General features: G+C 65.8%; 12 protein-coding genes and 1 tRNA gene. All 13 read left to right on the forward strand.

The features are described 5' to 3' along the window. Window positions 1–73: 73 nt before the first annotated feature. A tRNA-Trp gene (locus LZ009_RS21760) sits at window positions 74–149 on the forward strand. 59 nt (window positions 150–208) lie between these two features. Next, window positions 209–592, forward strand: coding sequence for a preprotein translocase subunit SecE (secE, locus tag LZ009_RS21765; protein WP_275700088.1), 384 nt, complete (start codon window positions 209–211; stop codon window positions 590–592). After that, window positions 592–1188 carry a transcription termination/antitermination protein NusG gene (gene nusG / locus LZ009_RS21770; RefSeq protein WP_275700089.1) on the forward strand — a complete coding sequence of 199 codons (597 nt, stop codon included), beginning with the start codon at window positions 592–594 and terminating at the stop codon, window positions 1186–1188. Before secE ends, nusG begins: the two co-directional genes overlap by 1 nt. 85 nt (window positions 1189–1273) lie before the next feature. Next, window positions 1274–1705: a 50S ribosomal protein L11 gene (gene rplK, locus LZ009_RS21775; RefSeq protein WP_275700090.1), complete on the forward strand. Its 432-nt coding sequence runs from the start codon at window positions 1274–1276 to the stop codon at window positions 1703–1705. Then, window positions 1706–2419 (forward strand): 50S ribosomal protein L1, encoded by a 714-nt coding sequence (gene rplA / locus LZ009_RS21780; protein ID WP_275700091.1) that lies wholly within the window; start codon window positions 1706–1708, stop codon window positions 2417–2419. 218 nt (window positions 2420–2637) lie between these two features. Next, window positions 2638–3138, forward strand: a complete 501-nt coding sequence (gene rplJ, locus LZ009_RS21785) for a 50S ribosomal protein L10 (RefSeq protein WP_275700092.1) — start codon at window positions 2638–2640, stop codon at window positions 3136–3138. A gap of 41 nt (window positions 3139–3179) precedes the next feature. Continuing rightward, complete coding sequence (gene rplL, locus LZ009_RS21790; RefSeq protein ID WP_275700093.1) at window positions 3180–3560, forward strand: 50S ribosomal protein L7/L12; 381 nt, start codon at window positions 3180–3182, stop codon at window positions 3558–3560. A gap of 245 nt (window positions 3561–3805) precedes the next feature. Then, window positions 3806–7918 carry a DNA-directed RNA polymerase subunit beta gene (gene rpoB / locus LZ009_RS21795; protein WP_275700094.1) on the forward strand — a complete coding sequence of 1371 codons (4113 nt, stop codon included), beginning with the start codon at window positions 3806–3808 and terminating at the stop codon, window positions 7916–7918. 18 nt (window positions 7919–7936) lie between these two features. Continuing rightward, window positions 7937–12166, forward strand: coding sequence for a DNA-directed RNA polymerase subunit beta' (gene rpoC, locus LZ009_RS21800; protein ID WP_275700095.1), 4230 nt, complete (start codon window positions 7937–7939; stop codon window positions 12164–12166). A gap of 203 nt (window positions 12167–12369) precedes the next feature. Continuing rightward, the gene (locus LZ009_RS21805) at window positions 12370–13974 is read left to right on the forward strand and encodes a DUF2135 domain-containing protein (protein WP_275700096.1); all 1605 of its coding nucleotides are present in this window, start codon (window positions 12370–12372) and stop codon (window positions 13972–13974) included. Window positions 13975–14044: 70 nt separating this feature from the next. Further along, entirely contained in the window at window positions 14045–14605 is a 561-nt protein-coding gene (locus LZ009_RS21810; RefSeq protein ID WP_275700097.1) for a LemA family protein, read from the forward strand. A gap of 17 nt (window positions 14606–14622) precedes the next feature. After that, on the forward strand, window positions 14623–14937 hold the full coding sequence (locus LZ009_RS21815) for a c-type cytochrome (protein ID WP_275700098.1): 315 nt from the start codon (window positions 14623–14625) through the stop codon (window positions 14935–14937). Between the two features lie 2 nt (window positions 14938–14939). Then, window positions 14940–16214 carry an NAD(P)/FAD-dependent oxidoreductase gene (locus LZ009_RS21820; RefSeq protein ID WP_275700099.1) on the forward strand — a complete coding sequence of 425 codons (1275 nt, stop codon included), beginning with the start codon at window positions 14940–14942 and terminating at the stop codon, window positions 16212–16214. The last annotated feature ends 1 nt before the right edge of the window (window position 16215 follow it).

A 16215-nucleotide genomic window follows, 5' to 3' on the forward strand; every position in this document is an offset into this window, starting at 1 on the left:
GGTCGTTGCCAAGATCATGGAGTAAGGTTTTTCGGGATCCGGCATAATGCCGGGTTCCCCGAAAAGTCGCCGGAGGGGTATAGCTCAATTGGCAGAGCGTCGGTCTCCAAAACCGAAGGTTGTAGGTTCGATTCCTACTGCCCCTGCCACCTGAGTGGCGCCTGAAAACCAAGCCCGACCCGCGTGTCGGGCTTCACTGTCTTGAGAAATGGCAACCACGCAAGTTGAAACCGTCACCACCGGCGCCGACAAGGCCAAGGTGGCAGCAGCGATCGCGCTGGTGATCGCCGCGCTGGTCGGCTTCTACCTCCTGGGCAAGCAGGGCCAGGTCGCCCAGTGGGGCGCCCTGGTCGTCGGCCTCGTTGCCGCCGCCGGCGTGTTCTTCACGTCCGAGCCGGGCAAGGAACTGATCGCCTTCGGCCGCGACTCCGCCAAGGAAGTGAAGAAGGTCGTGTGGCCCACCCGCAAGGAGGCCATCCAGATGACCGCCTACGTGTTCGGCTTCGTGGTGATCATGGCCATCTTCCTCTGGCTGACCGACAAGACCCTCGAGTGGGTGTTCTACGACCTGATCCTGGGGTGGAAGAAGTAATGAGCGAAATCGAAAGCGCGGCCGCCGACGGCCAGCCCGAGACCCCCGCCAAGCCGGTCAACCCCGACCTGCGCTGGTACGTGGTGCATGCCTATTCCGGCATGGAAAAGGCGGTGGAGCGCAACATCCGCGAGCGCATCAACCGCGCCGGCATGCAGGACATGTTCGGCGAAGTGCTGGTGCCCACCGAGGAAGTGGTCGAGATCAAGAACGGCCAGAAGCGCACCTCCGAGCGCCGCTTCTACCCCGGCTACGTTCTGGTGCAGATGGTGATGAACGACGAGTCGTGGCACCTGGTGAAGCACACCAACAAGGTGACCGGCTTCGTGGGCGGCGCCAAGAACCGCCCGGCCCCGATCAGCGACGAGGAAGTGCGCAAGATCCTGGGCCAGATGGAAGAGGGCACCGAGAAGCCCCGCCACAAGGTCGAATTCGTGGTGGGCGAGTACGTGCGCGTCAAGGACGGCCCGTTCACCGACTTCAACGGCACGGTCGAAGAAGTCAACTACGAGAAGAGCAAGGTCCGCGTGTCGGTGACGATCTTCGGTCGCGCCACCCCGGTGGAGCTCGAGTTTTCCCAGGTTGAAAAGACCTGACGCGTTTTTCCAGCTCGACGCGTTTCAATAACGAGCTGAAACCCCGGGGAGCCGCAAGGCGTTAGCACCCGCAAGGAAGATAGACATGGCAAAGAAGATTGTCGGCTTCGTGAAGCTGCAAGTCCCGGCCGGAAAGGCGAACCCTTCGCCCCCGATCGGTCCCGCCCTGGGCCAGCGCGGCCTGAACATCATGGAGTTCTGCAAGGCGTTCAACGCCCAGACCCAAGGCGTCGAGCCGGGCCTGCCGCTGCCGGTGGTGATCACCGCGTTCGCGGACAAGAGCTTCACCTTCATCATCAAGACGCCGCCCGCGACCGTCCTGATCAAGAAGGCCGTCAAGATCGACAAGGGCTCGAAGGTCCCGAACAAGGACAAGGTCGGCAAGATCACCCGCGCCCAGCTGGAAGAGATCGCCAAGACCAAGCTGAAGGACATGAACGCAGCGAACATCGACGCCGCGATCAAGACCCTGGCTGGTTCCGCCCGTTCCATGGGCATCACGGTGGAGGGCGTCTAAATGGCCAAGCTCACGAAAAAGCAGAAAGCCCTCGAGGGCAAGGTCGACAGCACCAAGCTGTACCCGCTGGGCGACGCCCTGGGCATGGTGAAGGAAGCCGCCACCGCCAAGTTCGATGAGTCCATCGACGTGGCCGTGCAGCTGGGCATCGACCCGAAGAAGTCGGACCAGGTCGTTCGCGGCGCGGTCGTGATGCCCAACGGCACCGGCAAGACCAAGCGCGTCGCCGTGTTCGCCCAAGGCGCCAAGGCCGAAGAAGCCAAGGCCGCCGGCGCCGACGTGGTCGGCATGGACGACCTGGCTGCCCGCGTGAAGGCCGGCGACATGCCGTTCGACGTGGTGATCGCCGCTCCCGACGCGATGCGCGTCGTGGGTACGCTGGGCCAGATCCTGGGCCCGCGCGGCCTGATGCCGAACCCGAAGGTCGGCACCGTCACGCCCGACGTCGCCACCGCGGTGAAGAACGCCAAGGCCGGCCAGGTGCAGTTCCGTGCCGACAAGGCCGGCATCATCCACGCCACCCTGGGCCGCCGCTCGTTCGACCAGGACAAGCTGCAAGGCAACCTGGTGGCGCTGATCGAAGCGCTGAACAAGGCCAAGCCGGCTTCGAGCAAGGGCGTGTACCTGCGCAAGGTCGCCGTCTCGTCGACGATGGGCCTCGGTGTCCGCGTGGACCTGCAGACGCTGAACGCGCAAGGCCAGGCGCAAGCCTGATGAATTGGCCGGCGAAAGCCGGCCGGTGTGGTGGGCTGCCGGGCAACCGGCAGGCCATCCAAGACCGTTGGTGAGCCGCGAGGCTCTTAATCGTGAAAGCCAACGCAGATGGCGATCCCGCTGACAGAAGATTTCGAGAGATTTCCGAAGACAGTTGGTCGCTGCAAGAAGGGCGCGCGGAAGGCAAGCAGCCGGAAGCGCTTTTTAAGGAGTAGACCTTGAGTCTGAATCGCAGTGAGAAGCAAGCGGTCGTCGAAGAAGTGACCGCCCTCGCCGCTAAAGCTCAAACGCTGGTGATTGCGGAATACCGCGGCATCACGGTCGCCGACATGACGAAGCTGCGCGTTGCCGCGCGCGGCGCTGGCGTGGACCTGAGTGTTCTGAAGAACACCCTGGCCCGCCGCGCCGTGAAGGGCAGCCAGTTCGAGTCCGTCGCCGACCAGATGACCGGTCCGCTGATCTACGGCTTCTCCGTGGACGCTGTGGCCGCCGCCAAGGTGGTGGCCGACTTCGCGAAGACCAACGACAAGCTGGTCATTCGCGGCGGCGCGTTCGCGGGCAAGACCCTGGACGTCAACGGCGTGAAGCAGCTGGCGAACATTCCCTCCAAGGAAGTTCTGCTGGCGCAGCTTTGCGGCCTGCTGAAGTCGCCCATCTCGCGCACCGCCGTGGTGCTGGGCGCTCTGGCGAAGAAAAAGGAAGAGGCGGTGGCTGCCTGAGGTAGCCCCACTGTTCACCAACTTATTCAGGAAACATCAAAATGGCATTCGATAAAGACGCATTTCTGACGGCGCTGGACAGCATGTCCGTCATGGAACTCAATGACCTGGTCAAGGCCATTGAAGAGAAGTTCGGCGTGTCCGCCGCCGCGATGGCCGCTCCGGCCGCCGGTGGTGGTGGTGGCGCCGCCGCCGCCGCTGCGGAAGAGAAGACCGAGTTCACCGTGCAGCTGATGGAAGCCGGCGCCCAGAAGGTGTCCGTCATCAAGGCCGTGCGCGAAATCACCGGCCTGGGCCTCAAGGAAGCCAAGGACCTGGTCGACGGCGCTCCGAAGCCCGTCAAGGAAGGCATGAACAAGGCCGACGCCGAAGCCGCCAAGAAGAAGCTGGAAGAAGCCGGCGCCAAGGTCGAACTGAAGTAATTCGACCCCCGCGCCGAGGCTGGAGTGTCCGAAAGGGCCTCCAGCCTTTGCCGCTTGTAGAGAGCAGCACAAAGCAAGCCCTTCAGGGGGAATGTTTTGTAGTGTTCTTTGATCCGACTGCAAAGAACTGCTTGGTTCGGGCCGCGTGCAATGCGCGGCCGTCCGCCAAGGTTGGTAGTGGCCAACCCGCCAAGAGAGCGCCCCGCCCGGCGCGCGCCAGTTGCGAGACCTAGCCCGGAGATCTCATGGCCTATTCCTATACCGAACGCAAACGCATCCGCAAGAGCTTCGGCAAGCGCGACAGCGTGCTCGACGTGCCGTACCTGCTGCAGATGCAGAAGGACGCGTACACCGCCTTCCTCCAAGCCGATATGGCGCCCCAGAAGCGCACCATCGAGGGCCTGCAGGCCGCGTTCGATTCCGCGTTCCCGATCGTCTCCCACAACGGTTTCGTGGAGATGAAGTTCATCGAATACAACCTGGCGAAGCCGGCGTTCGATGTGCGCGAGTGCCAGACCCGCGGTCTCACCTTCGCCTCGGCCGTGCGCGCCAAGGTGCAGCTGATCATCTATGACCGCGAGTCCTCGACTCCGCAGTCCAAGGTCGTCAAGGAAGTGAAGGAGCAGGAGGTCTACATGGGCGAAGTGCCGCTCATGACCGACAAGGGCTCGTTCATCATCAACGGCACCGAGCGCGTGATCGTCTCGCAGCTGCACCGCAGCCCGGGCGTCTTCTTCGAACACGACAAGGGCAAGACGCACAGCTCGGGCAAGCTGCTGTTCTCCGCCCGGATCATCCCGTACCGCGGCTCCTGGCTCGACTTCGAGTTCGACCCGAAGGACGTGCTGTACTTCCGCGTCGACCGCCGCCGCAAGATGCCGGTCACCATCCTGCTGAAGGCCATCGGCCTGACGCCGGAAACGATCCTGGCGAACTTCTTCGTCAACGACAACTTCCGCCTGATGGACAGCGGCGCCCAGCTGGAGTTCGTCTCCGAGCGCCTGCGCGGTGAAGTCGCCCGCTTCGACATCACCGACAAGAGCGGCAAGGTCGTCGTCGCCAAGGACAAGCGCGTCACCGCCCGCCACACCCGCGAGCTGGAGACCACCGGCACCACGCACATCAGCGTGCCGGAAGACTTCCTGGTCGGCCGCGTGGTCGCCCGCAACATCATCGACCCGGACACGGGCGAGATCATCGCCAAGGCCAACGACGAACTGACCGAAGCGCTGCTGAAGAAGCTGCGCACGGCCGGCATCCAGGACATCCAGGCGATCTACACCAACGAACTCGACCAGGGTCCGTACATCAGCCAGACGCTGCGCATCGACGAGACGGTGGACGAGTTCGCCGCCCGCGTTGCCATCTACCGCATGATGCGCCCCGGCGAGCCGCCGACCGAGGACGCGGTGCAGGCCCTGTTCCAGCGCCTGTTCTACAACCCGGACACGTACGACCTGTCGCGCGTGGGCCGCATGAAGTTCAACGCCAAGGTCGGCCGCGACGAGAGCACCGGCCCGATGGTTCTGACCAACGACGACATCCTCGCCGTGGTCAAGATCCTGGTGGACCTGCGCAACGGCCGCGGTGAAGTCGACGACATCGACCACCTGGGCAACCGCCGCGTGCGCTGCGTCGGCGAACTGGCCGAGAACCAGTACCGCACCGGCCTGGCCCGCATCGAGAAGGCCGTGAAGGAACGCCTCGGCCAGGCCGAGCAAGAGCCGCTGATGCCGCACGACCTGATCAACTCCAAGCCGATTTCCGCGGCGCTCAAGGAGTTCTTCGGCGCCTCGCAGCTGTCGCAGTTCATGGACCAGACCAACCCGCTGTCCGAGATCACGCACAAGCGCCGCGTCTCGGCCCTGGGCCCGGGTGGCCTGACCCGCGAACGCGCCGGCTTCGAAGTGCGCGACGTGCACGTCACCCACTACGGCCGCGTGTGCCCGATCGAAACGCCGGAAGGCCCGAACATCGGCCTGATCAACTCGCTGGCCCTGTACGCGCGCCTGAACGAATACGGCTTCATCGAGACGCCGTACCGCCGCGTGCATGACGGCAAGGTCACGATGGAGATCGACTACCTGTCGGCCATCGAGGAAGGCAAGTACGTCATCGCCCAGGCCAACGCGCTGCTGGACGCCGAAGGCCGCCTGACCGGCGACCTGGTGTCGGCCCGCGAAAAGGGTGAATCGATCCTGGTCGGCGCCGACCGCATCCAGTACATGGACGTGTCGCCCGCGCAGATCGTGTCGGTCGCGGCATCCCTGGTGCCGTTCCTGGAGCACGACGACGCCAACCGCGCGCTGATGGGCGCCAACATGCAGCGCCAGGCCGTGCCGGTGCTGCGTCCCGAGAAGGCCTTCGTCGGCACCGGCATCGAGCGCGTCTCCGCGGTCGACTCCGGCACCGTCGTCACCGCCACCCGCGGCGGCGTGGTCGACTACGTCGACGCCACGCGCATCGTGGTGCGCGTGAACGATGCCGAAGCGCAGGCCGGTGAAGTCGGCGTGGACATCTACAACCTGATCAAGTACCAGCGTTCCAACCAGAACACCAACATCCACCAGCGTCCCATCGTCCAGCGCGGCGACAAGATCGCCAAGGGTGACGTGGTGGCGGACGGCGCATCGACCGACCTCGGCGAACTGGCCCTCGGCCAGAACATGCTGGTGGCGTTCATGCCCTGGAACGGCTACAACTTCGAGGACTCGATCCTGATCAGCGAGCGCGTCGTCGCCGACGACCGCTACACCTCGATCCACATCGAGGAACTGGTGGTGATGGCCCGCGACACCAAGCTGGGCCCGGAAGAAATCACCCGCGACATCCCGAACCTGTCCGAACAGCAGCTGAACCGCCTGGACGAGTCCGGCATCATCTACGTCGGCGCCGAAGTCCAGCCGGGCGACGTGCTGGTCGGCAAGGTCACGCCCAAGGGCGAGACCACGCTGACGCCGGAAGAGAAGCTGCTGCGCGCGATCTTCGGCGAGAAGGCCAGCGACGTGAAGGACACCTCGCTGCGGGTCGACCAGGGCTCGCAAGGCACCGTGATCGACGTGCAGGTCTTCACCCGGGAAGGCATCCAGCGCGACAAGCGCGCCCAGCAGATCATCGACGACGAGCTGAAGCGCTTCCGCCTCGACCTGAACGACCAGCTGCGCATCGTGGAAGCCGACGCCTTCGACCGCATCGGCAAGCTGCTGAACGGCCGCACGGCCAACGGCGGCCCGCAAAAGCTGGCCAAGGGCGCCAAGATCGACAAGGAATACCTCGACTCCGTCGAGAAGTTCCACTGGTTCGACATCCGTCCCGCGGAAGACGAGATCGCCTCGCAGCTCGAGTCGATCAAGAACTCGCTGGAGCAGACGCGCCACAGCTTCGACCTCGCGTTCGAAGAGAAGCGCAAGAAGCTCACGCAGGGCGACGAGCTGCCGGCGGGCGTGCTGAAGATGGTCAAGGTCTACCTGGCCGTCAAGCGCCGCCTGCAACCCGGCGACAAGATGGCCGGCCGCCACGGCAACAAGGGTGTCGTGTCCAAGATCGTCCCGGTCGAAGACATGCCCTACATGGCCGACGGCACGCCGTGCGACATCGTGCTGAACCCGCTGGGCGTGCCTTCGCGCATGAACGTGGGCCAGGTGCTGGAAGTGCACCTGGGCTGGGCCGGCAAGGGCATCGGCCAGCGCATCGGCAACATGCTGCAGCAGGAATCGGCGATCGCCGAGCTGCGCCAGTTCCTCGACCAGCTGTACAACAAGTCCGGCAAGAAGGAAGCGCTGAACGAGCTGTCCGACACGGAAGTGAAGGAAATGGCCGGCCAGCTGGCCAAGGGCGTGCCGTTCGCGACGCCGGTGTTCGACGGCGCGTCCGAGCAGGAAATCCGCAACATGCTGCAGATGGCCTTCCCGGAAGACATCGCCAAGGTCAAGGGCCTGACGGCGACGCGCACGCAGGCGTGGCTGTGCGACGGCCGCACCGGCGACCAGTTCGAGCGTCCGGTCACCGTCGGCTACATGCACGTGCTGAAGCTGCACCACCTGGTGGACGACAAGATGCACGCCCGCTCGACCGGCCCGTACTCGCTGGTCACGCAGCAGCCGCTGGGCGGCAAGGCGCAGTTCGGCGGCCAGCGTTTCGGCGAGATGGAAGTGTGGGCGCTGGAAGCCTACGGCGCTTCCTACACGCTGCAGGAAATGCTGACCGTGAAGTCCGACGACGTGCAGGGCCGCACCAAGGTGTACGAGTCCATCGTCAAGGGCGAGCACGCGATCGATGCCGGCATGCCGGAGTCGTTCAACGTGCTGGTGAAGGAAATCCGCTCGCTCGGTATCGATATCGAACTCGAGCGCAGCTAAAAGGAAGGACAGAGTTACATGAAATCTCTACTCGACCTGTTCAAGCAGTTCACGCCGGACGAGCATTTCGATGCCATCCGCATCGGCATCGCTTCGCCCGAGAAGATCCGCTCGTGGTCTTTCGGCGAAGTGAAGAAGCCGGAGACCATCAACTACCGGACCTTCAAGCCGGAACGCGACGGCCTGTTCTGCGCCAAGATCTTCGGCCCGATCAAGGACTACGAGTGCCTGTGCGGCAAGTACAAGCGCCTGAAGCACCGCGGCGTGATCTGCGAGAAGTGCGGCGTTGAAGTCACCCAGACCAAGGTGCGCCGCGAGCGCATGGGCCACATCGACCTGGCCGCGCCCTGCGCGCACATCTGGTTCCTGAAGTCGCTGCCTTCGCGTCTCGGCCTGGTGCTGGACATGACGCTGCGCGACATCGAACGCGTGCTGTACTTCGAAGCCTACGTCATCACCGACCCCGGCATGACCCCGCTGAAGAAGTTCGGCATCATGTCCGAGGACGACTACGACGCGAAGCGCAAGGAATACGGTGACGAGTTCGTCGCCAAGATGGGCGCCGAGGGCATCAAGGACCTGCTGGAAGGCATCGACCTCGACATCGAGATCGAGAAGCTGCGCGGCGACCTGACCGGCTCCGAAGTCAAGGTCAAGAAGAACGCCAAGCGCCTGAAGGTCCTCGAGGCTTTCAAGAAGTCCGGCATGAAGCCGAACTGGATGGTGATGGAAGTGCTGCCCGTGCTGCCGCCGGACCTGCGTCCGCTGGTGCCGCTGGACGGCGGCCGCTTCGCGACCTCCGACCTGAACGACCTGTACCGCCGCGTCATCAACCGCAACAGCCGCCTCAAGCGCCTGCTGGAGCTGAAGGCGCCGGAAATCATCGCCCGCAACGAAAAGCGGATGCTGCAGGAAGCCGTCGACTCGCTGCTGGACAACGGCCGCCGTGGCAAGGCCATGACGGGCGCCAACAAGCGCGCGCTGAAGTCGCTGGCCGACATGATCAAGGGCAAGAGCGGCCGCTTCCGCCAGAACCTGCTGGGCAAACGCGTCGACTACTCGGGCCGTTCGGTCATCACCGTGGGCCCGACGCTCAAGCTGCACCAGTGCGGCCTGCCGAAGCTGATGGCGCTGGAACTGTTCAAGCCCTTCATCTTCTCGCGCCTGGAAGCCATGGGCATCGCCACCACGATCAAGGCGGCGAAGAAGGAAGTCGAAGCCGGCACTCCGGTGGTGTGGGACATCCTGGAAGAGGTCATCAAGGAGCACCCGGTCATGCTGAACCGGGCGCCCACGCTGCACCGCCTGGGCATCCAGGCCTTCGAGCCGATCCTGATCGAAGGCAAGGCGATCCAGCTGCACCCGCTCGTCTGCGCGGCGTTCAACGCCGACTTCGACGGCGACCAGATGGCCGTCCACGTGCCGCTGTCGGTGGAAGCGCAGATGGAAGCCCGCACGCTGATGCTGGCCTCCAACAACGTGCTGTTCCCCGCCAACGGCGAGCCGTCCATCGTCCCGTCGCAGGACGTGGTGCTGGGCCTGTACTACACGACGCGTGAGCGCACCAACGGCAAGGGCGAGGGCATGGTCTTCGCCGACGTGTCGGAGATGCTGCGCGCGCTGGAAGCCGGCGTCGTGGAAATCACGGCCAAGGTCGCCGTGCGCCTGACCGAGTGGAACAAGGACAAGGACACCGGCGAGTTCGTGCCGTCGACCAAGCTGTTCGACACCACGGTCGGCCGTGCGCTGCTGTCCGAGATCCTGCCCAAGGGCCTGCCGTTCAGCGTGCTGAACCGCCCGCTGAAGAAGAAGGAAATCAGCAAGCTGATCAACACCTCCTTCCGCAAGTGCGGCCTGAAGGAAACGGTCGTCTTCGCCGACAAGCTGCTGCAGAACGGCTTCCGCCTGGCCACCAAGGCCGGCATTTCCATCGCGGTGGACGACATGCTGGTGCCGCCGCAGAAGGCGGAGATCATCGAGCGCTCCGAGAAGGAAGTGAAGGAGATCGAACAGCAGTACGTCTCCGGCCTCGTGACCGCCGGCGAGCGCTACAACAAGGTCGTGGACATCTGGGGCAAGGCCGGCGACGAAGTGTCGAAGGTCATGATGGCCCAGCTGGCCAAGGAAAAGGTGACCGACCGCCACGGCAAGCAGGTGGACCAGGAGTCGTTCAACTCCATCTACATGATGGCCGACTCCGGCGCCCGCGGTTCCGCCGCGCAGATCCGCCAGCTGGCGGGCATGCGGGGCCTGATGGCCAAGCCGGACGGCTCGATCATCGAGACGCCCATCACGGCCAACTTCCGCGAAGGCCTGAACGTGCTGCAGTACTTCATCTCCACCCACGGCGCCCGGAAGGGCCTCGCGGACACGGCGCTGAAGACGGCCAACTCGGGTTACCTGACGCGTCGCCTGGTCGACGTGACGCAGGACCTGGTGGTGACCGAGGACGATTGCGGCACCGCCGACGGCTCGCTGATGCGCGCCATCGTCGAGGGCGGCGAAGTCATCGAGTCGCTGCGTGACCGCATCCTCGGCCGCGTGGCTGCCGAAGACGTGCTGCACCCCGAGACCCGCGCGGTGGTCGTCAAGGCCGGCGTCATGCTGGACGAAGACACCATCGACGCGCTCGAGGCCGACGGCGTCGACGAGGTCAAGGTCCGCACCGCGCTGAACTGCGCGACGCGCTTCGGCCTGTGCGCCAAGTGCTACGGCCGCGACCTGGGCCGCGGCGGCATGGTCAACGTCGGCGAAGCGGTCGGCGTGATCGCCGCGCAGTCGATCGGCGAGCCGGGCACGCAGCTGACGATGCGTACCTTCCACATCGGCGGCGCCGCTTCGCGCGCTGCCGTGGCCTCCAGCGTGGAAGCCAAGTCCGCGGGCATCGTGGGCTTCAACACCACGATGCGCTACGTGACCAACAGCAAGGGCGAACTGGTCGTCATCTCGCGTTCGGGCGAAATCGTGATCCACGACGAGCACGGCCGCGAGCGCGAGCGCCACAAGGTGCCGTACGGCGCGGTGCTGGCGGTCAAGGCCGACCAGTCGATCAAGGCCGGAACGATCCTGGCCAACTGGGACCCGCTGACGCGACCCATCATCACGGAATTCGCCGGCAAGATCAAATTCGAGAACGTCGAGGAAGGCCTCACGGTCGCCAAGCAGGTCGACGAAGTCACCGGCCTGTCGACGCTGGTCGTGATCGACCCGAAGCGCCGCGGCTCCGCCAAGGTGGTGCGTCCGCAGGTGAAGCTGGTCGACCCGGCGGGCAACGAGGTGAAGATCCCCGGCACCGACCACTCGGTGACGATCGCCTTCCAGGTCGGCTCGCTGGTGCAGGTGCGCGACGGCCAGGACGTGGGTCCCGGCGAAGTGCTGGCCCGCATCCCGGTCGAAGGCCAGAAGACGCGCGACATCACCGGCGGCCTGCCGCGTGTGGCCGAGCTCTTCGAAGCCCGTTCGCCCAAGGACAAGGGCGTGCTGGCCGAGATGACCGGCACGGTGTCGTTCGGCAAGGAGACCAAGGGCAAGATCCGCCTGCAGATCACCGATCCGGACGGCGGCGTGCACGAGGAACTGGTGCCCAAGGAAAAGAACATCCTGGTGCACGAAGGCCAGGTGGTCAACAAGGGCGAATCCGTGGTCGACGGCCCGGCCGACCCGCAGGACATCCTGCGCCTGCTGGGTGCCGAGGAACTCGCGCGCTACATCGTCGATGAAGTGCAGGACGTCTACCGCCTCCAGGGCGTGAAGATCAACGACAAGCACATCGAGGTGATCGTGCGCCAGATGCTGCGCCGCGTGATCGTCGAGAACGTGGGCGAGTCGGACTACATCGCCGGCGAGCAGGTCGAGCGCTCGGAGATCCTGGACACCAACGACAGGCTGCGCGGCGAGGGCAAGATCCCCCCGACCTACAGCAACCTGCTGCTCGGTATCACCAAGGCCTCGCTGTCGACCGACTCGTTCATCTCCGCCGCTTCCTTCCAGGAAACGACGCGGGTGCTGACCGAAGCGGCGATCATGGGCAAGCGCGACGAGCTGCGCGGCCTGAAGGAAAACGTGATCGTCGGCCGCCTGATCCCGGCCGGCACCGGCATGGCCTACCACGTGGCCCGCAAGGCGAAGGACCAGATGGACGAGGCCGAGCGCCGCGCCATCGCCGACGCCGAAGCGGCCGACCTGGCTGCCGTGACGGAAGGCGCCAACGGCGCCGACACGAACGAAGGCACGGGCACCGCCGAGTAATCAGCGGCCGGTCCTGCAACGGAGCGCCACCCGCGAGGGTGGCGCTCTTTTTTTTTTCCTCCATTCTGGCGATGACCGTTCCAGGAACCGGAACAAATGCACGCCCTCTCCGTCTCCCGGAGGAGGCGCCCCACGCGCCGCTGGACGATATTCCGCCGCACTCGCGCAATCAGCGCGAGGCAAAGCAACGAGGAGTAGTCCAGATGAAGAAACAGTTCCTGAGCGCGTTGTTCGCGACGACGTTCGCATTGGCAGTGAGCGGTTGCGGCGGTGGCAGCGGTGGAGACATCGCAGCAGCGCCGGCGCCCGCACCCGCACCCGCGCCGGCCCCGGCGCCCGCCCCGGCCCCTGCGCCAGCGCCTGCCCCGGCTCCCGCACCTGCGCAGCAAAGCAACGTCGATGGCCAGGTGATCAACGCCTCCACCGGCGCCGGCGTCGCCGGCGCGATCGTCAGCAGCGGCGCCCTCAGCACCACGACCGATGCCAACGGCCGCTATTCCATCTACGTCGATCCCGCCACGCGCCTGCCCCTGACGGTCAACGTCAACGGTTACGCCGAGGGCCTCGCCATCGCCAACGGCCCGGCCAGCGGCACGGACAGCCCGGTTACCCGCCTGCTGCCGGTGGGCACCACGGCCACGATCAGCAATGCCGCCGGCGGCACGGTGAGCCTGCCGAACAGCACGGCCCAGGTCGTCCTGCCGCCGAACGCCTTTGCGGGCGCGAGCGGCAACGTGAACGTGGAACTCACCGCCATCAACCCGGCCTTGAATGCCAGCCAGATGCCCGGTGACTTCACCACCTCCGACGGCCAGCTCATCGAAAGCGCAGGCGCCATCGTTGTGACGCCGCGCGACGCGGCCACCGGCAGCGTTCTGCAACTGGCGGCAGGCAAGACGGCCACCATCCGCATCCCGCTGTCCACGCGCGGCACCGTCAATGCAACGGCGCCGCTGTGGTACCTGAACAGCCAGACGGGCCGCTGGGTGCAGGAGGGCAGCGCTACGCTGGCCGGCACCGCGCCGAACCAGTTTTACGAAGGCACGGTGTCGCACTTCACGACCTGGAACGCCGACTTCCTCTACCAGTCGATCACCGTCAACGGCTGCGTGCAGAACGCGGCCGGCCAGCGCGTCTCCGGCGTCACGGTGACCAGCGACGGCATCGACTACTCGGGTACCGCCACCGGGCGCACCAATACCGACGGCAATTTCAGCGTCAAGATGAAGAAGGATGCGCGCGCCACCATCAGCGGCCGGGAAGGTCGCGGCCTGCAGACCAACACGGTCTCGGTCGGCCCGAGCGCCACCGACGTCACGCTGTCGCAATGCCTCGTGCTGGCCGACGTGTCCAACGCCGTGACGGTCCGCCTGACCTGGGGCCAGACCCCGCAGGACGTGGACTCCTGGCTGTTCGCCCCCAACGGGGAAAGCGTCAGCTACATCACGCAGGGCAGCCTGGGATCCCAGCCTTATGCCAACCTCGACGTCGACGACACCACCAGCTTCGGTCCCGAAGTGGTGACCATCCAGCGCCTGATGGTGGGCACCTATCGCTACGGCGTGCACAACTTCTCCGGCGAGAGCAGCCCCAACATGACCGCTTCGCCGGTTCGCGTGGAACTCGAGTTGGGCGGGCGCCTGCAAGTGTTCACCCTGCCGCCCGGCGAAGGGACCAACACCTTCGTGCGACTGTTCGACATCACGGTGGATGCGCGCTGCAACACGACGGTGACGACGGTCAACACCTGGCTGCCGGATGTCCCGCAAGCGCCGGCCATGAGCACGCCGACTTACTGCACGCCGTAAACGCGAGCGGCGGTTTGTCCTAAACTGGGGCGCCACCCGCAAGGGTTGGCGCCCCTTTTCTTGCTTGCCAATGGATACATCCGTCGTTCCCTGGATCGCCGCAGCCGTCACCCTGTTCTGGGGCGTGGGGGCGTACAACCGCCTGGTGCGCCTGCGCTCGGAGGCGAACGCCGCGTTTGCGGCGCTGGAGACCGAGCTGGCCAAGCAGGTGCAGCTGGTGCATGCCTGCCTGCCGCCCGAAGAGGAGCAGCAGGCCTCGCAGTTCTCCGGTGGCAGCGCCTTCTGGGGCGGCCTGCAGGGCGCGTCGGCGCAGTTGTCGGCGGCGCTGGCCACGGCGCGCGCCCGCCCGCTCGACCCGGATCGCATCGCCACGCTGGGCGCCGCGCAGGAAGTGCTTGCCATGGCGTGGGACCGCGCCGAGCGCGACGACGCGCACGACCTCGCCGGCCCGCGGCTGCCGCACACCTTGAGCAGCGAGCTCTCGCACATGGTGCACACGGCGCAGGCCGCCACCGAAAACTTCAACCAGGCCGTGAATCGCTACAACGAAGGCATCCAGCAATTCCCCGCGGTGCTGCTGGCGTGGCTGTTCGGCTTCCAGCCGGGGCGCGGGCTGCGCGCGCGGTCTTGATACCCAGAGAGGCTCGCATGAGAAAAAGCGTCGTGTGGTTCCTGTTGTTCTTCGCGCTCGCGGCTACCGCGCGCGCGCAATCGCCCGAGGCGCTGCAACTGCGCACGCTGGCGGCCAGCTGCGCGCAATGCCACGGCACCGACGGGCGCAGTGCCGCCGGCTCCGCGGTGCCTTCGATTGCCGGCATGCCGCGCGACCACATCGCCACGCAGCTGAAGGCCTTCAAGGCCGGAACGCGGCCCGCGACCGTGATGACGCAGCTGGCGAAGGGCTTCACCGACGCGCAGCTGGAGCAGCTGGCCGATTACTTCTCGCGGCAGAGGGGGCAATGACCATGCAGAGACGTTCCTTCCTCCAGTCCGCCGGCGCTCTGGCCTTGCTCGGCACCGCGGGCTGCGCAACGACCTCCATTCCCTCGAAGGCGCGCGTAGTCGTCATCGGCGGCGGCTACGGCGGCGCCACGGCGGCCAAGTACGTGCGGCTGCTGTCCGACCACAAGATCGACGTCGTGCTGATCGAGCCCAACGACGCCTTCGTGTCCTGCCCGCTGTCCAACCTAGTGCTGGGTGGCAGCAAGCAGCTGGCCGACCTCACCACCCCGTACACCGGCCTGGCGCGCAACCACGGCGTGACGCTGGTGAAGGACTGGGCCCGTTCCATCGACCCATCACGCAAGACGGTGACGCTCGCGGGCGGCGCGTCCATCGGCTACGACAAGCTGGTGGTCTCGCCGGGCGTCGAGCTGCAGATGGACAGCATCGAGGGCCTGCGCGCGGCGCATGCCAGCGGCCGCGTGCTGCAGGCCTGGCACGCCGGCGCCGAGACGGTGGCGCTGCGGCGCCAGCTGGAACAGATGCCCGACGGCGGCGTCTACGCGATCACCATTCCCGAGCAACCCTTCCGCTGCCCGCCGGGCCCGTACGAACGCGCCTGCCAGGTGGCGTGGTACTTCAAGAACGCCAAGCCGCGCAGCAAGGTGCTGGTGCTCGACGCGAACCCCGACGTCGTGTCGAAGGCAGCCTTGTTCAAGCGCGTGTGGGCCGAGCAGTACCGCGGCATCGTCGAATACCGGCCGCAGCACAAGACGCTGGCTGTGAACCCGGCCACCGGCATCATCGGCTTCGAGGTGCAGGAGGACGTGAAGGCGAACGTGATCAACGCGCTGCCGGCCATGCGCGCGGGAACGATCGCGGTGCAGGCCGGCCTGAACAACCTGGCCAACAACCGGTGGTGCGGCGTCGACTTCCTCACCTTCGAGTCCACCGCCGCCCGCGACGTGCACGTGCTGGGCGACTCCATCCAGATCGCGCCGGGCATGCCCAAGAGCGGCCACATGGCCAACAACCACGGCAAGGTGGCTGCGGCCGCCATCGTCGCGCAGCTCTCCGGCTGGCCGGTGAACCCGCAGCCTTTCCTCACCAACACCTGCTACAGCTACGTCGACGACCGCAACGTCGTGCACGTCGCCAGCGTGCACGAATACGTGGCTGCGGAACGCACGTACAAGACCGTGGCCGGCTCGGGCGGACTGAGTCCCGGACCGAACGAGCAGGAAGGCCTCTACGCCATGAGCTGGGCGCGTAACATCTGGGCCGATGCGCTGCAATGAC

It is taken from the genome of Ramlibacter paludis, assembly GCF_022012305.1.
GTDB lineage: Bacteria > Pseudomonadota > Gammaproteobacteria > Burkholderiales > Burkholderiaceae_C > Ramlibacter > Ramlibacter paludis.

Bases quoted from the DNA above. Each gene is read 5' to 3' on its own strand.
- LZ009_RS21815 (WP_275700098.1), top strand. From the start codon at position 14,623: ATGAGAAAAAGCGTCGTGTGGTTCCTGTTGTTCTTCGCGCTCGCGGCT.
- rpoB (WP_275700094.1), top strand. From the start codon at position 3,806: ATGGCCTATTCCTATACCGAACGCAAACGCATCCGCAAGAGCTTCGGC.
- rplA (WP_275700091.1), top strand. From the start codon at position 1,706: ATGGCCAAGCTCACGAAAAAGCAGAAAGCCCTCGAGGGCAAGGTCGAC.
- rplK (WP_275700090.1), top strand. From the start codon at position 1,274: ATGGCAAAGAAGATTGTCGGCTTCGTGAAGCTGCAAGTCCCGGCCGGA.
- secE (WP_275700088.1), top strand. From the start codon at position 209: ATGGCAACCACGCAAGTTGAAACCGTCACCACCGGCGCCGACAAGGCC.
- LZ009_RS21820 (WP_275700099.1), top strand. From the start codon at position 14,940: ATGCAGAGACGTTCCTTCCTCCAGTCCGCCGGCGCTCTGGCCTTGCTC.
- LZ009_RS21805 (WP_275700096.1), top strand. From the start codon at position 12,370: ATGAAGAAACAGTTCCTGAGCGCGTTGTTCGCGACGACGTTCGCATTG.
- rpoC (WP_275700095.1), top strand. From the start codon at position 7,937: ATGAAATCTCTACTCGACCTGTTCAAGCAGTTCACGCCGGACGAGCAT.
- nusG (WP_275700089.1), top strand. From the start codon at position 592: ATGAGCGAAATCGAAAGCGCGGCCGCCGACGGCCAGCCCGAGACCCCC.
- rplL (WP_275700093.1), top strand. From the start codon at position 3,180: ATGGCATTCGATAAAGACGCATTTCTGACGGCGCTGGACAGCATGTCC.
- LZ009_RS21810 (WP_275700097.1), top strand. From the start codon at position 14,045: ATGGATACATCCGTCGTTCCCTGGATCGCCGCAGCCGTCACCCTGTTC.